At 48.7% G+C, this 15,282-nt stretch carries 15 protein-coding genes; all 15 read left to right on the forward strand.

All coding sequences use genetic code 11. From position 1 onward, the window contains the following. Positions 1 to 69 precede the first annotated feature (69 nt). The 15 genes from ABIC80_RS04345 (at position 70) to tri1 (ending at position 15,147) form a co-directional block, all read left to right on the forward strand. The gene (locus tag ABIC80_RS04345) at positions 70 to 2,610 is read left to right on the forward strand and encodes a DUF2169 family type VI secretion system accessory protein (protein ID WP_429175657.1); all 2,541 of its coding nucleotides are present in this window, start codon (positions 70 to 72) and stop codon (positions 2,608 to 2,610) included. Then, positions 2,607 to 3,692 (forward strand): pentapeptide repeat-containing protein, encoded by a 1,086-nt coding sequence (locus ABIC80_RS04350; protein WP_429175659.1) that lies wholly within the window; start codon positions 2,607 to 2,609, stop codon positions 3,690 to 3,692. The genes ABIC80_RS04345 and ABIC80_RS04350 overlap by 4 nt, the downstream gene beginning before the upstream one ends. Beyond that, positions 3,689 to 4,297: a DUF3540 domain-containing protein gene (locus tag ABIC80_RS04355; RefSeq protein ID WP_429175662.1), complete on the forward strand. Its 609-nt coding sequence runs from the start codon at positions 3,689 to 3,691 to the stop codon at positions 4,295 to 4,297. Before ABIC80_RS04350 ends, ABIC80_RS04355 begins: the two co-directional genes overlap by 4 nt. Positions 4,298 to 4,306: 9 nt before the next feature. Continuing rightward, positions 4,307 to 4,699, forward strand: coding sequence for a DUF4150 domain-containing protein (locus ABIC80_RS04360; RefSeq protein ID WP_007371701.1), 393 nt, complete (start codon positions 4,307 to 4,309; stop codon positions 4,697 to 4,699). A gap of 238 nt (positions 4,700 to 4,937) precedes the next feature. Further along, positions 4,938 to 5,261: a hypothetical protein gene (locus ABIC80_RS04365; protein ID WP_429175665.1), complete on the forward strand. Its 324-nt coding sequence runs from the start codon at positions 4,938 to 4,940 to the stop codon at positions 5,259 to 5,261. A gap of 105 nt (positions 5,262 to 5,366) precedes the next feature. After that, positions 5,367 to 5,738, forward strand: a complete 372-nt coding sequence (locus ABIC80_RS04370) for a hypothetical protein (protein ID WP_326900803.1) — start codon at positions 5,367 to 5,369, stop codon at positions 5,736 to 5,738. Positions 5,739 to 6,200: 462 nt separating this feature from the next. Continuing rightward, positions 6,201 to 6,566: a hypothetical protein gene (locus ABIC80_RS04375; protein ID WP_429175667.1), complete on the forward strand. Its 366-nt coding sequence runs from the start codon at positions 6,201 to 6,203 to the stop codon at positions 6,564 to 6,566. Between the two features lie 390 nt (positions 6,567 to 6,956). Further along, positions 6,957 to 7,313 carry a hypothetical protein gene (locus ABIC80_RS04380; RefSeq protein WP_429175670.1) on the forward strand — a complete coding sequence of 119 codons (357 nt, stop codon included), beginning with the start codon at positions 6,957 to 6,959 and terminating at the stop codon, positions 7,311 to 7,313. A 20-nt stretch (positions 7,314 to 7,333) separates the two neighbouring features. Then, entirely contained in the window at positions 7,334 to 7,720 is a 387-nt protein-coding gene (locus ABIC80_RS04385) for a DUF3592 domain-containing protein (protein ID WP_429175672.1), read from the forward strand. 871 nt (positions 7,721 to 8,591) lie between these two features. Continuing rightward, positions 8,592 to 9,119 carry a hypothetical protein gene (locus tag ABIC80_RS04390; protein ID WP_429175675.1) on the forward strand — a complete coding sequence of 176 codons (528 nt, stop codon included), beginning with the start codon at positions 8,592 to 8,594 and terminating at the stop codon, positions 9,117 to 9,119. A gap of 133 nt (positions 9,120 to 9,252) precedes the next feature. Next, on the forward strand, positions 9,253 to 9,741 hold the full coding sequence (locus tag ABIC80_RS04395; RefSeq protein ID WP_429175676.1) for a hypothetical protein: 489 nt from the start codon (positions 9,253 to 9,255) through the stop codon (positions 9,739 to 9,741). A gap of 258 nt (positions 9,742 to 9,999) precedes the next feature. Continuing rightward, positions 10,000 to 11,934: a type VI secretion system Vgr family protein gene (locus ABIC80_RS04400; RefSeq protein WP_429175677.1), complete on the forward strand. Its 1,935-nt coding sequence runs from the start codon at positions 10,000 to 10,002 to the stop codon at positions 11,932 to 11,934. Between the two features lie 12 nt (positions 11,935 to 11,946). Beyond that, positions 11,947 to 12,753: a DcrB-related protein gene (locus ABIC80_RS04405; protein WP_429175679.1), complete on the forward strand. Its 807-nt coding sequence runs from the start codon at positions 11,947 to 11,949 to the stop codon at positions 12,751 to 12,753. Further along, positions 12,746 to 14,077 carry a PAAR domain-containing protein gene (locus tag ABIC80_RS04410; RefSeq protein WP_429175682.1) on the forward strand — a complete coding sequence of 444 codons (1,332 nt, stop codon included), beginning with the start codon at positions 12,746 to 12,748 and terminating at the stop codon, positions 14,075 to 14,077. Before ABIC80_RS04405 ends, ABIC80_RS04410 begins: the two co-directional genes overlap by 8 nt. Further along, entirely contained in the window at positions 14,077 to 15,147 is a 1,071-nt protein-coding gene (tri1, locus tag ABIC80_RS04415) for an ADP-ribosylarginine hydrolase Tri1 (RefSeq protein ID WP_429175685.1), read from the forward strand. Before ABIC80_RS04410 ends, tri1 begins: the two co-directional genes overlap by 1 nt. The last annotated feature ends 135 nt before the right edge of the window (positions 15,148 to 15,282 follow it).

The raw sequence follows: 15,282 nt of genomic DNA on the forward strand, positions 1-15,282 counted from the left end.
TCCGAGCGTACTGAAATAACCCTTTTTCTCAGGCGCCAACACCACTCTTAATCTTCCAAAGGAAGTTATATGAAGATTATCAAACCGCTGCGGCTAAGCGTGTTAAACCGTCCGTTCCGTTTGCAGGGCCAGAACCATCTGGGCGTTGCCGTGATGGCGCTGGCTGATATGAGTGCTGCGCCAAAGCTTCGTCCCGAAGTTGAACTCTGGCAACTGGCGGCCAGCGAGTTGCAAACGAGCGGCGGCGTGCTCGATATGGCGATGCCGAAGGCGCGCGCTGAGTTTCTTGCTACCGGTTACGCGTATACGCAGCACCATCAGGATAAAACAGCCTGCGCGGTTCGTATCGAAGTCGACACGCTGACTAAAACCCTCGCCGTTACTGGCGATCGTTACTGGGCAGGCTCAAGAGCGACCGCACCGAAACCGTTTGAACAGATGCGCCTCGACTGGAGCCGCGCGTTTGGTGGTGAAGGGTATGAAGAGAACCCGCACGGCATCGGCGCGGTGGTGGAAAACCATAACGGCACACAGTTCCGTCGCCTGCCAAATATCGAAGCGCTGCAACAGCGCGTAGTGTCGCCGCGCATGAAACCCGAGCCGGCAAGCTTTGGGCCGCTGGATCTCACCTGGCCGCGCCGTTTCCGCCGGATGGGCAAAAACTATGATGCGCGCTGGCTGCAGAATGATTTCCCCGGTTTTGCCCCGGACATCGACTGGCGCGTGTTCAATGCCGCCAGCCCCGATCAGTGGTGGGAGGAGCGTGATTCGCTGTCGCCGCAGGCCGCCTGGCGCATCTGGAACATGCACCCGCAGAAGCCGGTGCAGGAAGGCACATTGCCGCCGTGGCAGGCACGCTGCTTTATTCAGCGCCAGCGCGGGGAGGAGATCCTGTTTGAGGAGATCGCGCTCCGTGCCACCACCGTCTGGTTCTTCCCCCACCTCGAGCAGATGGTGCTGATTTGGCACGGTAACCAGCGGATCAACGAAGATGATGCCGCCGATGTGCTGCACCTGATGCCGGCGCTGGAAAAAACGGGTGCGACACGCTCCGTTAATCACTACCGCAAAGTCCTCACTCAGCGTCTCGATAAAGAGAAGGGTGCGCTGTTTGCCTTCCGTGAAAAAGATTTGGTGCCGGAAGAGGCTATCGGCCCGTGGATCGACAATGAGGTGCAGCAAAATCACAGCCCGATGCGCGAGAACCAGAATGCGCGTGCCACACAACTGCGTGAGCAGCACCGGGCGCGGCTGGAGGCGCAGGGCGGCGATGTCAGTGACCTGATGAAAGCGTTTGATGAACCTGAATTGCCCAAACTTGATGAACTGCCTGAGTTTATTGAAGAGATGGAGCGTAAAGCGGCGGAAATGCAGCAGCAGGCCGAGGCGCGTAAAGCGGAGATGGAAGCAAAATATCCTGACGCCGCAAGCGATGAAAATCGCCCGCGCGGCCCGGAATCGATGCACCGTATGAATGATATGCTCGAGCGCAACGCCTCGCAGATGAGCGAGAAGAAGCTGGCGCAAAGCCGTGAAGCGCTGCATCAGATGTACTTGATGTCCGCTGCGCAACAGCCGCCGGCAATAAAACTGACCGGCGATATCGCGCTCATTATTCGCCAGCGCGCCGAACGCACTATGGCGCAGGGCGGCGACTTTAGCGGGCTCGATTTAACCGGGGCCGACTTCTCCGGCATGGATCTGAGCGGCGCAAACTTTACTCACACCCTGCTGGAGTGCGCGAATTTAAGCGAATGTAAGCTTGATGGCGCGAACTTTACTCAGGCGATGCTGGCGCGCGCCGATTTACAAAATGCCTCATTGCGCGACTGCTGCCTCGACAAGGCCAGCCTGGCGCTGGCGCAGTGTAAAGGCACCGGCTTTCAGGGCGTGCAGTTCAATGAAACTGAGATGACCGGCGCGTTGTTCGACACGTGTGACTTCAGCCATGCCCGCCTGAATAATCTCTTATTCCGCGAGACAGGCTTCAGTGAGTGCCGCTTTAATTACGCCACTATTGATAGCGGCGTCTTTATGGAGCTGACGCTACCGAAGCCGGATTTCAGCCATGCGGTGATGAATAAAACCAGCTTTATTAAATGCGAGCTTCAGCATGCCAGCTTCGCCGCAGCACAGCTGGAGAGTTGCTCATGGGTCGAAAGTCAGCTGGAAGAGGCGAATTTTACGGGTGCCACGCTTGTGACCTGCGCGGTGGCGTCTGGCGGCACGCTTGCAAGAGCAGATTTCAGCGGTGCACATCTTAAGCAGAGCAACCTGCGTCAGGCGGTGTTAACCGGCGCGCGCTTTACCCGGGCCAGGCTCAATAATAGCGATCTCAGCGAGGCGCAGTGCGAAGCGGCAGATTTTAGCGGTGCAACTCTCACCGGCAGCATGTTTATTCGTACCGACTTTCGCCGCGCACGTCTTAACGAGGCGAATCTGATGGGCGCGATGTTGCAGAAAAGCCGCCTCGAAGGGGCCGATCTCAGCTTCGCCAACCTGTTCCGTGCCGATCTGTCGCAATCTTTTACCAGCGAGACGACGCAGCTCCAGGGCGCTTATACCAAACGGGTTAAAACATTGCCGAAGCGTGACGGGGAGGTGATATGAAGAGATTAACGGCCGCAGAGCTACAGCAGAAAATTAAGGGCGGCGAAGCGATCATGGAACTCAGCCTCGACGACCTCGATCTGCAGGGCTGCGATCTCTCCGGGGCGATTTTTCAGGAGGTGTCCTTGCAGGGGGCGAACCTGCAAGGTGCGAACCTCAAAGAGAGCGTTTTTACCGAATGCCAGCTGAGCGACGCAAACCTTAAAGCAACCCTGCTGGAAGAGACGGTTTTCAACCAGTGCGAGATGGCGGGCATTACCGCCAGCGGCGCAACGCTGACTCGCTGCGTCTTTAATGACTGCAATCTGGCAAAGAGTGATTTTTCGCGCATAAGCAGCGATACCAGCCAGTTTATGCGCTGTGCGCTGGAGCAGAGTCTGTTTAGCGGCTCGACCTTCGATCGCTCCACTTTCTATGAGACCCCGCTTGGCGGAGCGAAGCTCGATAACTGCACTAATCTGATGACTACGCTGTTTGGTATCGATCTGCGTGATGTCGATCTGCAGGCGAGTCAGTTTGAGCGCACGGTCTTTTTCAACTGCGACCAGCGCGGCAAGCACTATGCAAAGCATAAATTCACCGGTTGTCAGTTTACCGATAACCAGCTTGATGGCACTGACTTCAACGGCGCACAGCTTACGCAGTGTAACTTTAAAGGCGCATCATTAAAGCAGGCACAGCTTCGCGGCGTGAATGCTACGCAGGCGCTGTTTATGGAAGCGGACTTAAGCGAAGCGCAGGCGCAGGGGAGTCTGTTCGATCAGGCAATATTTGTCGGCGCGACGCTCAATAAGGCCTCCTTTAAGCAGAGCCGCTTCTTCCAGAGCATCCTGCAGCAGACGACCGCGCAGGAAGCGGAGTTCACCCTGTGTGATTTGACCTATGCGGACTTCTCTGCCGCCGATGTCCGGCTGGCAGATTTTCGCGGTGCGACTTTTTCGCGCACCCGTTTTCATCGCGCCCGGCAGGACAACGCGCGCTTTGCCGATCGTAAAGGCATCCTTGAATATGACGAAGAGTTACTGGCGGCGGAAGCCTGGAGCGCCGAACGCCATAGCAGAATATACGGAGACTCATTATGACGAATATTAATCACCAGCTGCTGATGGCGGCGATCCCCAGCGGGCAGTTCTCCGCACAGGTCACTCACTGCTTTGAGGATGGCAGCCTGATGGTTGAAAGCGAAGGCCGCGGCTGGCACTGCCGTCGCGCCGTGAGCTGCGTCATCGCTCCGCAGGCGGGCGATACGGTGCTAATCAGCGCTGTCGATAACCAGATGTGGCTGCTCGCGGTGCTGGAGCGCCAGAACCCGACCTCTGCCGCAGAACTAAGCGTACAGGGCGATCTGCATATTGCCAGCCAGGGCGCTTTGAGCCTGAGCAGTGAAGCGCTTAATATCAGTGCGGCAAAAGGGGAGTGTCATATCAGCGAGATGAATTACAGCGGCGACAAGATCTCCGCATGGGTATCCCTTTCGCGCATTGTCGGCAAGCGGGCGGAATCGGTCTGGCAGACGGTGACGCAAATCAGCCAGCAGCTATTTCGCACCACGCGCCAGATGGAGCATGTGCGTGCCGGGCAGCTGGATATGAAAGCAGAAGATTATCTACGCATGCATGCGCAGAACACGGTAATCACTTCAAAAGCGATCACCAAAGTCGATTCTGAACAGATCCATATGGGTTAAGGAGAGAGTATGTTTGCTAACTGCCAGCTGATGGGCGTTGACCTGGCGTTTCCGGATGTCTGCCTGACGCCGATGCCTGCTCCGACGCCCATTCCCTATCCGGATATTGCGCTTGGGCCAACGGCTATCCCGAATGCGCTGAATATCCTTTTTATGGGGATGCCCGCACATAATATGGCGACGGTCACGCCGCTTACCAACGGCGACAACCCGGGCGTGGCGACCGGCGTTGCATCCGGGACCGTAATGGGGCCATCACGTCACCTGACCGGCGCATTCACCGTATTGTTGAAAGGCACGCCGGCCACACGCTTGACCAGTGTAAGCCTGCAAAACTCCACTAATGCAATCGGCATGCGCATCGTGCCGAGCCAGTTCAAGGTATTGATGCTGGCACCTTAATCCGACCATCAAACACACAGCAATTTTATTAAAACTAGAGGCGCATCAGTATCTTCTGATGCGCCCTGACAATATTTGCCTGGTGTCTGTCCACATTTTTTGGCGGGGTATTGGAATTGCAATTTAATTAACTGCATTGTTAATTATTTACCCAATATCAAGTTTTGCCAGTTTGTTATAATTTTAATGGGCACCTAAAAATTTCTTAGCAATAAAATAGCCAGAGGTACAACAGGAGATGGAAATAGAGTCAATATTGGGTCCGCTTGTGCTGGTTGGTACTTTTTCTTGGATTGGATGGCTTTTCTATAAAGATGCCAGAATAGAAAAATATGGTATTGTTCTCAACGCTAAAATAATTTCTATGCGTGAAACGAGTTCTAATGATGGTGGCAGTTCAAACGTGCGTTATTCCCTTTGGGTTGATTTTCCTGATGGACAGAGACTGGTTGAAGGTAAGGATACTGTTTCGACTTTTTATGGAAGTCAGCTTGAGCCGGGAAAGGAAATTAAAATAAAATATCTGAATGATAATAATATTGCGTTTATATTTAACAAGTAAAAATGTTAATGATTTTTTTTGTAGTTGTGATTTACGATAAAGTCAAGGGGTTGGTTGGTGCTTAAATAATCAACTATAACAATGATGAGTAAGCGAGTGCTATTAATGGGGTACTGGAAATACATCAATTATGTTTTATGTGTGGCCTTCATAAGTGTCTTTTTATTTATGGTGTTAAGGTCTATCACAAATAGCATTCTAGAAAAGAAAATTAGAAGGAACGGTGTCTATGTTGATGGCAAAATTACGGCTGTAATGCCAGGTGCGCCCACTACAAACGGGCTGGTAAATATTACTGTGGATTATTTTTTTGTTGATCATAATGGCACAACCCTTACAAGAGAGAAAGTCTTAACTGTTATAAAAACAGTGGACTTGGGTAATTACCAGGTTGGTGCACCTTTGCCAGTTATTTATCTTAGAACAGATTCTTCAAGGAATATTTTGAAGGAGACAAAAGGGCTTTTAGATAAATAAATCTTCAGAATTGCATTTTTCATACGGCCAGGCTCAATTGAGTTTAGCGGTAATTATAAAATCAATCTGAACGGTAAGTTATTTGACTTTTTAGTTGGAGTGATGATGCGTATCAACAGCGTGCCGGGAATACAGCCTGGAATTGAAATAAAAATAATGTACATCGATGGTAAGAGCTACATATTTGTTGTTTAAAAATAAAACCCTGTAATCCATCTGTTAGGTTTTTTTAGCTATGGTAGAATATTTTATCATTATGCGTTTTTTAATGTGCAATCATAGGTTTAATTTCGCGTTTATTATTTTCTAAAAAAGCTTCTCGTGATTGTGGTTTTTTACCTTTAAAAATAAAGTGTATTCTTTAGAGAATAATTCCAGTATTTTCCTTTTGGTAGGTTAGACTGAGTCGTACTTGATAGGTTTATACTGAAAACATCCATACTTAGTAAAAGAGTTAGCGCCATGATTTATTTAAAATATTTGCATTTTATTTTTCCTGCTGTTATTGTTGCCGTCGTTTTATCAATAATTATTCGTAATTATAAGAATAGTAGACTTGAAAAAGAAATACTTAGCAATCCAGTGTATGTTGAGTCGACGATTACAGAAATAGTGCCCGATACGCCTTCGAAACTTGGCCTTGTTAATATCGAGCTAGATTATGAATTTAATGATTGGGATGGCGCAACTTACCGTAATAAACATGCGCGTACTGTAATTAAAACGATGGACTTGTGTAATTACAAAGTAGGCGCAAAGGTGCCGGTTGTCTATCTGAAAACGGATCCCTCCCGTAACATGCTCAATGTGAAGAGTGAAATGTCATGATATTGCATATGCATCCAGTTGCAGATGTTATTAGTATTTTATGAGTTTATCAAGTCGCTCGTTAGGTAACGGATATGATGTAACGTTTAAGTAACCCCTGTGCTGAATTTTATATTCACTATTAATGAATGCCAGCTAAGATGAAAATGATAATAATATTAGGGTAACGTCTGTCAAACTCAATAATATGGAACATTGTTTTCGACTTTAGTTTTGGTTGGCTAATTTACACTGTCTTCAAGGCAGGGGGTGAAGATAATGAATCCAGAAAGGAAGGTATCAAAAAAGAAGCTAAAATAATCTACAAAAATATATTGGGGCTTCTGGTTCCGGCAATGTGAAGTTAAGAAGAGAACTTGAGTTTCAAACTAAAAGAAATGGATTAAGAAAATGGCAAGACGGACACAGGGATTTGATAGTATGTTTTCATTATGCACTCTTCATGATACCCCCCGTTATATAATGGTTTCCAGATTAATAAATGACGCACTTATTGCATGTAGAGAAATTCCTGAGGTAGTAAAAGTTACAATTATCAGACCAGATGAGGGCATGACAACAGAATATCTCTATCTGGACAAGGATTTGCTTATAGAGCATGGTTTTACTGATTTAGATAATATTGTTTTATATGACAGAGATAAGTCCAGCATGATAACAAATAACAGGCTTGTTATCATCAAGCTTTCCCGTTATTTGTGTGGAGTCTGTCCGCAATGTTTGATCGGGACAGGGTTTGTACTATAAGTGAACCTACTGGATTGATAATGATTGATATAATTTCGAGTGGTGCTAATGCACTTCTGATTTGTATAGGTACATTCGCATTTTTACGAATGCTTATTACTGAAATTATCCCAACAATTAAGAACGGCTTCGTTGAGAGTCATGTGGCGAAAAAGGGCGTTGCAGTAGAAGGCGATATTATTTCCTCACACCAGACCTCCTCATGGGGCGGTAATAAACCTATTTATCAAATTACAATTCGCTTTAAAACCTACGATGGACAAGAAGTTGAGTCTGCCGTGAAGCAGGCACTATCATTTGATGAAATTGATCGTTATAAGGCTGGTAACGGTATCACTCTAAAGTATGATCCGAAGAATCCCAGAAATATTGTAATTTATGATAAGCCAATCATTTTAGGATCTTAATAAATACAGTTTAAATCTGCAAAAAAATCAGTGCCCAAATCACTCTGGTTGGTAACATGGGCAATGGAGTTGTTACTGAATTCGCTTATTACTATTTCGTTTTTTTATAGGAGTCTGCTTGAGCCAGGTAAGGAAGTCAAAATAAACTATCTGAATGACAATAATATTGTGTTTGTTTTTATTGGGTAAATCTTTAGCTTTACGTCAGGGGTGAATGAATTATTTAGGGATGTCGAGAGGAGTATAGTATTCCCCTATACTTTTTAAATAAGTTTAGATTGCTTGCCTTTTAGCGAGAAGAGTACTCATGTCTACTAAAAATTATATTTTTTGCTGCGGTAATGTTTTTATTTCACAACTTCGTTAAATATAAGCTAAAGAAAATTCAAACCAGCGAAAAACGCTTTGTTGCTGATGGTAAAGAGGTTGGCGCTACGGTTTTATCTTTGAAACAAACAGGTCTTTTTTAAACTATAACCCAGTAGTGGAGATGTCCTTACGCATTGAAGATAAAACCCAAAAAGTTCATGGTTAGTTAAAAATCATAAAGAAATGATTATATTAATAACGATAGATGCGTGGCAGGCAGTAAACAAATATCTGGCAAAAACAGGGAGTGTTGGAAAAACAATGGTATTTGTTAAGGATAGTAATGGCAGGCAGTTAATATGTGACGATACTTAGTTTATGCTTTGATGCCAGAAGGAAAAGTTATATGTTGGGAAATATACCTCGGTGTCATGCTCTGTATATCAGAGATGTGGTTGTAGATCGCATGTCGGTGATTTCTGAGAATTAAGTGACTAATTCTACCGCTATGTGATAACAATAAAATATTATGACAACTGTAAGCAGAAAAGGATATTAACTTATGAAACGAGAATTACTTATTAATATTATCCCGATATTAGCTTTAACAATGTTCTCTGCTCACGCTTCATCATATGACAATGTTGTACAACTAAAAGCGTTGAATGACTTTGCAGATCAGCTCAAAGATAGCATCGGTCAGGATGTGAATACCGTTGAGCCGATTGTGGGGCATCCGCTTTTTCGTCTCAATCCGGCCAATGAGTACTGGCTGACAACCAAACCTTTAACGTTTAATGGCGGGGTTACTCTCTTTAATCTCGCTGTGCGATTGGATCATAAGCATCCACCGAAGGTTTTTATCATTCATTATGACGTGAGTGATGTATGTATTTTATTGTCAGACGTTAGAAAGATTTACCCGCAGCTAAAGCTCTTTAGCGCGCCACACGGGCACTCGGTTAATGAAAATTTTGCCTGGCTCACCCCTTTAGATAAAAACGGTAATGCGACAGCTTTCGCCTTTCCTTATGCCGAACCGGCCTGTCTTAAGGGAATGACGGTGCGAAATTTTGCCGATGACGTGTAACTCCAGTGCGCTTTGTAACGCTTAACCGTCGACATTCAATCGCTTTTTATAGATTCATTCACCACCTGTGATGTATTTTGATGGGTGCAATTAAAACATCATAAGAATCAACTTAGGTTGTCAGGGAAAGAGTATGTCATATCACCGTCGCGCCTTTGGCAAAGTGCCATATTACGCTGCTTTATTAACCTGCCTGTTATTTACACTCCCTCATGCTTCAGCCGCGCTTCAGCTTAACCAGTACGATAAGTTAGACACGGTGGAAGGCATTACTGCCGACAAAGCCGTCGTTGCACAGCTTAAAAAGCTGCTGGGGAATGAGTACGACACTTTCATTTCTAATTTCGATGTTTACGGCGAGCCGCACCATACTGCGCAGGGGGGCCTGTTTGTTTCTGGCTGGATGCAACATCTTGCTCAGGAGAACGCCTCGGCGTTTGTTATCTATCCTGATGGCCGTTTGTCGGCAGCATGGGTTTTGCCTGACGATAGTGTTGTGAATTATCGTACTAATCATCCCAATGACGGCATCGACAGGGATATTCAACAGTGGGCAAGCCAGCTTGAGGGAAAAACGCTCCCGGATATGGCGCCTCAGGCCAGTGCCATCCCTGGGTCTTAGCAATTATTTTGTTGAAGTGTTTATCGGTTCAGTAATGAAAAACGGATATTTTTCAGCGTTCAGCCAGCACTTTGCTGGTCGAACCTGCTGCGGGTCAAAAATTAGCCAGCTATGTGGTAGGTGCCCGGGCGAATTCAGTTAGTCCTATATAACAGCAATTTCGGAAAATTATTCAAAGCCTGAAATTCCAACTCGTAAGATATTGTGTGTCTGCAGGTAAACATTTTCCGAATAAGATATTTCATTAAGGATAGCATCATGCAAGACAGGATCACGGTCAAGCTGCCGGTAGACGGCCTGCTTTTCTGGAAACTCTCCGGGCGCGAGGCGCTCTCGGAGGCGTTTGCTTTTTCCCTGACGGTGCTGGGCACCGACGCGCGAATCGACCGCAGCCAGCTGCTCGGCCAGCCGGTGACGGTGAATGTGCCCACGCAGGGGATTGCCGGCGGCATGCGCCATTTCAACGGCAAAATCACCCGCGTGGCGGTGAGCGCCACGGAGATGTCCGGGACGCGGTATGCAGTCTACCGGCTGACGGTGGAGCCGGACGTGTGGCCAATGAAGCGCGACCGCAACCTGCGCATCTTCCAGGAGCAGACGGTGCCGCAGATTGTGAAAACCCTGCTTGGCGAATACCAGGTGAACCTTGAGGACCGCCTGACGGGAAGCTACCGGAGCTGGGGCTACTGCGTGCAGTACCAGGAGAGCAGTTTTGACTTCATCAGCCGTCTGATGGAGCTTGAGGGCATTGCCTACCACTTCAGTCACGAAGCCGACCGGCACGTGATGGTGCTGACGGACGCCGCCACCGAACACCAGCCCTTCAGCGGGTACGAAACCATTCCCTACCACGCGACGCCGTCCGGCGGCAGCACCAGCGAAGAGGGTATCAGCCAGTGGGCGCTGGAGGACAGCGTGACGCCGGGTATCTACAGCCTTGATGACTACGACTTCCGCAAGCCAAACGCCTGGCTGTTCCAGGCCCGGCAGAACCCGGCCTCGCCGCAGCCGGGGAGCATTGACGTCTATGACTGGCCGGGCCGCTTTGTCGAGCACGGTCACGGCGAATATTACGCCCGCATCCGCCAGGAGCGGTGGCAGGTGGAGCACCAGCAGATTCAGGCCACCGCCACGGCAACGGGTATCGCGCCCGGCCACACCTTCGCACTTTATAACGCCCCGTTCTTCAGCGATAACGGCGAGTACCTGACCACCGAGGCAAACTACTTCCTTGAGGAGAACCGCTACGCCAGCGGGTCGGACGGCGAGACGGTGCACCGCACCGACTTCACCGTCATTCCCTCATCAGTGGTGTTCCGCCCGGCACCGGTAACGGCGTGGCCGAAAACCCATGGCCCGCAGACGGCAAAAGTGGTCGGCCCGCAGGGCGAGAGTATCTGGACGGACAAATATGGCCGGATAAAGGTGAAGTTCCACTGGGACCGGCAGGCGAAAGGGGACGACACCAGCTCCTGCTGGGTGCGCGTGTCGAGCGCGTGGGCAGGCCAGGGCTTCGGCGGGGTACAAATCCCGCGCGTGGGTGATGAGGTGGTGATTGACTTCATCAACGGCGACCCGGACCGCCCGATTGTTACCGGGCGCGTCTACAACGAAGCGAGCATGCCGCCATGGTCACTGCCCGCTGCCGCAACACAGATGGGTTTCCTTAGCCGCTCAAAAGATGGCTCGGTGGATAACGCCAACGCCCTGCGCTTTGAAGATAAGGCGGGGGAGGAGCAGGTGTGGTTGCATGCGGAGCGAAATCTGGATGTAGATGTGGAGAATGATGAAACACATACTATAGAAAAAAATCATACGCAATTTGTAGGTGAAAACGAAACACTGCGAGTAATGAAAGATCAAAAGAGCGGCGTAAAAGTGAATACCTTGAATTTAACCGGCAGCGACAGGCACGATAAAGTCGTCAATTCATTCACTTTGTCTGCAGGCAGTTCATTGCGTTTGGAGTGCGGTGAAAGCGCCATCGAATTAACCAACGATGGAAATATTAATATTGTTGGCAATAATTTTAATTTTACCGTCAAACAAACTGCGCAAATAAACACCTTAGGCGGGGAGTTGCACTTAAACCCGGAGCAGGGGCAGGCAGCTATAGTCGCACCCGGCTCAGGTCATCAAAGCGCCATACAACAAGAAGTTGAAAATTTTTTTATTACTAACAGCAATCAGTAAAGGGATAGAAGAATGGCTGATTATATTCTCCAGGAGGCGACGCTTGCGCTGCCAGATGTGTTCAAAGATCGCACCATGAATTTATTCACCCTGAATGATAATGGCGCAAATGAGTTTACTTTCGTTGTATCCCGAGCTAGCGCCAAAAAAGAAGAAAATATCCAGGCTGTGGCTGCACGGATTTTACGCGAAATGGAAATTACAGTTCAGGAGTTTCAGCTTAAGCTGTCGCAACCCGTCATTATTGATGGTGAACCCGCGATCGAACTTTTTTATCAATTTAAAAACGATGGTACTGTTATTTTTCAGCGCCAGACTGTGGTTTTACTGGATGAGCAACCCACTGGCAAAAAAATTGTTTGTTATATTGGCACGTGCCCTGATGACTTTAGTGAATATTACCAGCGCCAGTATCAGGATATTATCCACAGCATCAAATTCCATCGTGAGCGAGAAGCAGAGCCAGAGCAAATGTTACTTGCTGACGATCAGCGGATCTTCTTTGCTCTCGATACAGAAACGAAGCAGTTAACATCTTTTGACGGTATACAATCTCTCTATCAGCACTTGCCTTTGCAGCGTGCCCGGGAAGGCTTATTTTTGATTTATGCTCAGGATGGGCAGGCATTGAGGATTGCTGCCGTACCGGGAAGTGAGCCGGTACGCTATGCGCTGTGGACACTTCCGCAGACGGGCGGACACCATCTGGCGCAGCAGTTATCTGCCTGTCGAGCGTTTGAGGGTGTTGCCGGGCTGGATTCCTTAGAAGGTGTCCGGCGTTTCCTTGCGCGCGGAAGAGATGATGTGAATCATGGCTGAGTACCAAGCCGCGCGTGTCGATGATCCCATTGCTCATACGGCGTCGAAAGGCTGGATGATTGCAGGTCTTATCGGTGGCGCTTTGCTGGGCGTAGCTGCCGTAGCGGTAACTGGTGGTGCTGCCCTGGTCGTCGTTTCTACCGTTGCGGCCAGTGCCTGCGCAGGGGGCGGACTGGGTGAAGTCCTTGGCAGTATGTCATGGGCACCCAGGCACGTTACCGGGACGCTGAAAGAGGGGTCTCCTGATGTTTTTATCAATAGCCGCAAGGCTATTCGTGCGCATTTATCGCTCGGTGAATGCGATGAACACAGCGGCACACCCCAGCGCGTCGCAGAAGGATCGATAAAGGTCTACATCAATAATTATCCAGCTGCGCGCATCAGCGATCGCTTAACCTGTAGCGCAGAGATCTACCAGGGGTCCGCCAATGTTTTTATTGGTGGTGAAAAGGTACAAACAGATGAAATCAGCCCGGAGATCCCTGAGTGGGTTAACTGGGTGATGCTGGGAGTTGGTGCTGGCGCACTCGCCGTGATTGCCGGGCCAGTTATAGCACTCCTTGGCACCGCAGGGGGGATGACCGGAGGAACGCTCGGTAATTATGTCGGCGGTAAGATCTTTGGTGAGGGCAGCGATGGTCAAAAATGGAGCATGCTGCTTGGCGGTCTCCTTGGCGGCGGTCTGGGCGTCAAAGGTGGGGCGAAATTTAACGCCTGGCGGGCTGGTAAACTTGTTACTGAACCCGTAGCGGTCAAACCTGTTGTGACGGAAAAGCCGCTGATGAGCCTGAAAGAGGCCGTGGGTGAAGCAAGAGCGAGTAAATGGATTGCTCGGGGACGGGATCTGATTGACAGTAAAGCACCACATTTGTCTAAACTATTAACCGATGATCAAGTTGGCGCGCTACATGGTTATACGACCGATCCAGGCTATAAAATGATTAACCCTGCTCTGCGCGGCACCAAACCTCTTACACCAGAACTTGAAGCGTTCGCCCGACATATCAATGACGGTCTGGATAAGCTTCCGGCTCATAATGGGGTAACATTCCGTGGTATGAATAGCTTGCCTGATGAAGTATTGAGTCAATATAAGCCTGGTAATACTGTTTCTGATCGAGCATTTGTGAGTAGCGATATGGATAACGCTTTTAAAGGGCCAATTCAAATGAAAGTAGAAGGTTATTCAGGTAGGAAAATCGATTTCATATCAGAATTTAGTGCGACGGAGACAGAAGTACTGTTTAAAACTAATACGCAGTTTGAAGTAGTCAGCCATAGTAATGAAGCCGGCATCACCCAAATTCACATAAAGGAACTCTAATGATCGATTTGCATGCAGATGACTCAACAATCAGTAATTATGCCGATCGGTATTTTCACTACCTTCCCATTAACGTCCGCAAAATGTTGACTGAAGCTGCCGATCCTGCCGCCGTTAAATATGATGCCTGGGATAAAGGGCGCCCGCTTATCACATCTATTGCAAATGCCCGCGATAAGGCTATCGGTGCGTTAGTTGGGTTGGCGGTGGGTGATGCCGTGGGGACGACGCTGGAATTTCAGCCACGCGATCGTTACAAGGTGAGCGATATGGTAGGAGGTGGGGCCTTCAGGCTAAAGGCTGGCGAATGGACTGATGATACATCCATGGCGCTGTGCCTTGCAGAAACGTATCTGCAAAATAATACATTGGATGTCACCGACTTTCGCAATCGCCTTGTGCGTTGGTATAAGCGGGGGGAGAATAGCAGCAATGGCATCTGCTTTGATATCGGCAACACGACCCGTTTTGCGCTTGAGCAATACCTCATGCATGGTGAAACGTGGATGGGTAATACAGAGAAAAATACTGCAGGTAATGCAGCATTAGTTCGTGAAGCACCGGTGGCTATATTTCGCCGCAAAACTGTACGCGGAATATGGTTTGATTCTCAGGCGCAAAGCCAGGCAACGCACGGTACGACCGAATCCCTTTCAGCCTGTTTTTTTCTTGGTTTGCTGTTGAATCATTTAATCTACGGTTATGACAAAGAAAAAACGTTTTCACCACATGTCGTCCCGCTCGCTTCGCGTGTGCTTATCATTAATGCCGGTGAGTACAAACAAAAAACGCGCGATCAGATTCGTTCCAGTGCTTACGTTATCGACACGCTCGAAGCGGCGATGTGGGCGGTCTGGAATACGGATAATTTCCGTGATGCGATTTTATTAGCGGCAAATCTGGGCGACGATGCCGACAGCGTTGCGGCTACAGCCGGACAAATTGCCGGGGCATTATACGGCTACGCGGGTATCCCTCAAGAGTGGAAAGACAAACTGGTTCAGCACGAACGGATTGCGAATATTGCGGGTGAGCTATTTGACCGCGCCCCGGATAAAGATTTTCTTTAAGCAGATAAAGCAGAGTGAAAAGTTTACTCTCTTAAATTGCACAGGCGTTTGCAGTATTGCTGCGCCTTTCACTTTTAACGAGAAAATGGTCATGAATCACTTAACCCGTAATGAGGGCGAAGCGCTGCACAATTT

This window comes from Kosakonia sp. 1610 (assembly GCF_050435845.1).
GTDB classification, from domain to species: Bacteria; Pseudomonadota; Gammaproteobacteria; order Enterobacterales; family Enterobacteriaceae; genus Kosakonia; species Kosakonia cowanii.

Bases quoted from the DNA above. Each gene is read 5' to 3' on its own strand.
- ABIC80_RS04385 (WP_429175672.1), top strand. From the start codon at position 7,334: ATGATTGATATAATTTCGAGTGGTGCTAATGCACTTCTGATTTGTATA.
- ABIC80_RS04410 (WP_429175682.1), top strand. From the start codon at position 12,746: ATGGCTGAGTACCAAGCCGCGCGTGTCGATGATCCCATTGCTCATACG.
- ABIC80_RS04350 (WP_429175659.1), top strand. From the start codon at position 2,607: ATGAAGAGATTAACGGCCGCAGAGCTACAGCAGAAAATTAAGGGCGGC.
- ABIC80_RS04345 (WP_429175657.1), top strand. From the start codon at position 70: ATGAAGATTATCAAACCGCTGCGGCTAAGCGTGTTAAACCGTCCGTTC.
- ABIC80_RS04375 (WP_429175667.1), top strand. From the start codon at position 6,201: ATGATTTATTTAAAATATTTGCATTTTATTTTTCCTGCTGTTATTGTT.
- ABIC80_RS04360 (WP_007371701.1), top strand. From the start codon at position 4,307: ATGTTTGCTAACTGCCAGCTGATGGGCGTTGACCTGGCGTTTCCGGAT.
- ABIC80_RS04380 (WP_429175670.1), top strand. From the start codon at position 6,957: ATGGCAAGACGGACACAGGGATTTGATAGTATGTTTTCATTATGCACT.
- ABIC80_RS04405 (WP_429175679.1), top strand. From the start codon at position 11,947: ATGGCTGATTATATTCTCCAGGAGGCGACGCTTGCGCTGCCAGATGTG.
- ABIC80_RS04400 (WP_429175677.1), top strand. From the start codon at position 10,000: ATGCAAGACAGGATCACGGTCAAGCTGCCGGTAGACGGCCTGCTTTTC.
- ABIC80_RS04390 (WP_429175675.1), top strand. From the start codon at position 8,592: ATGAAACGAGAATTACTTATTAATATTATCCCGATATTAGCTTTAACA.
- ABIC80_RS04365 (WP_429175665.1), top strand. From the start codon at position 4,938: ATGGAAATAGAGTCAATATTGGGTCCGCTTGTGCTGGTTGGTACTTTT.
- tri1 (WP_429175685.1), top strand. From the start codon at position 14,077: ATGATCGATTTGCATGCAGATGACTCAACAATCAGTAATTATGCCGAT.
- ABIC80_RS04370 (WP_326900803.1), top strand. From the start codon at position 5,367: ATGGGGTACTGGAAATACATCAATTATGTTTTATGTGTGGCCTTCATA.
- ABIC80_RS04395 (WP_429175676.1), top strand. From the start codon at position 9,253: ATGTCATATCACCGTCGCGCCTTTGGCAAAGTGCCATATTACGCTGCT.
- ABIC80_RS04355 (WP_429175662.1), top strand. From the start codon at position 3,689: ATGACGAATATTAATCACCAGCTGCTGATGGCGGCGATCCCCAGCGGG.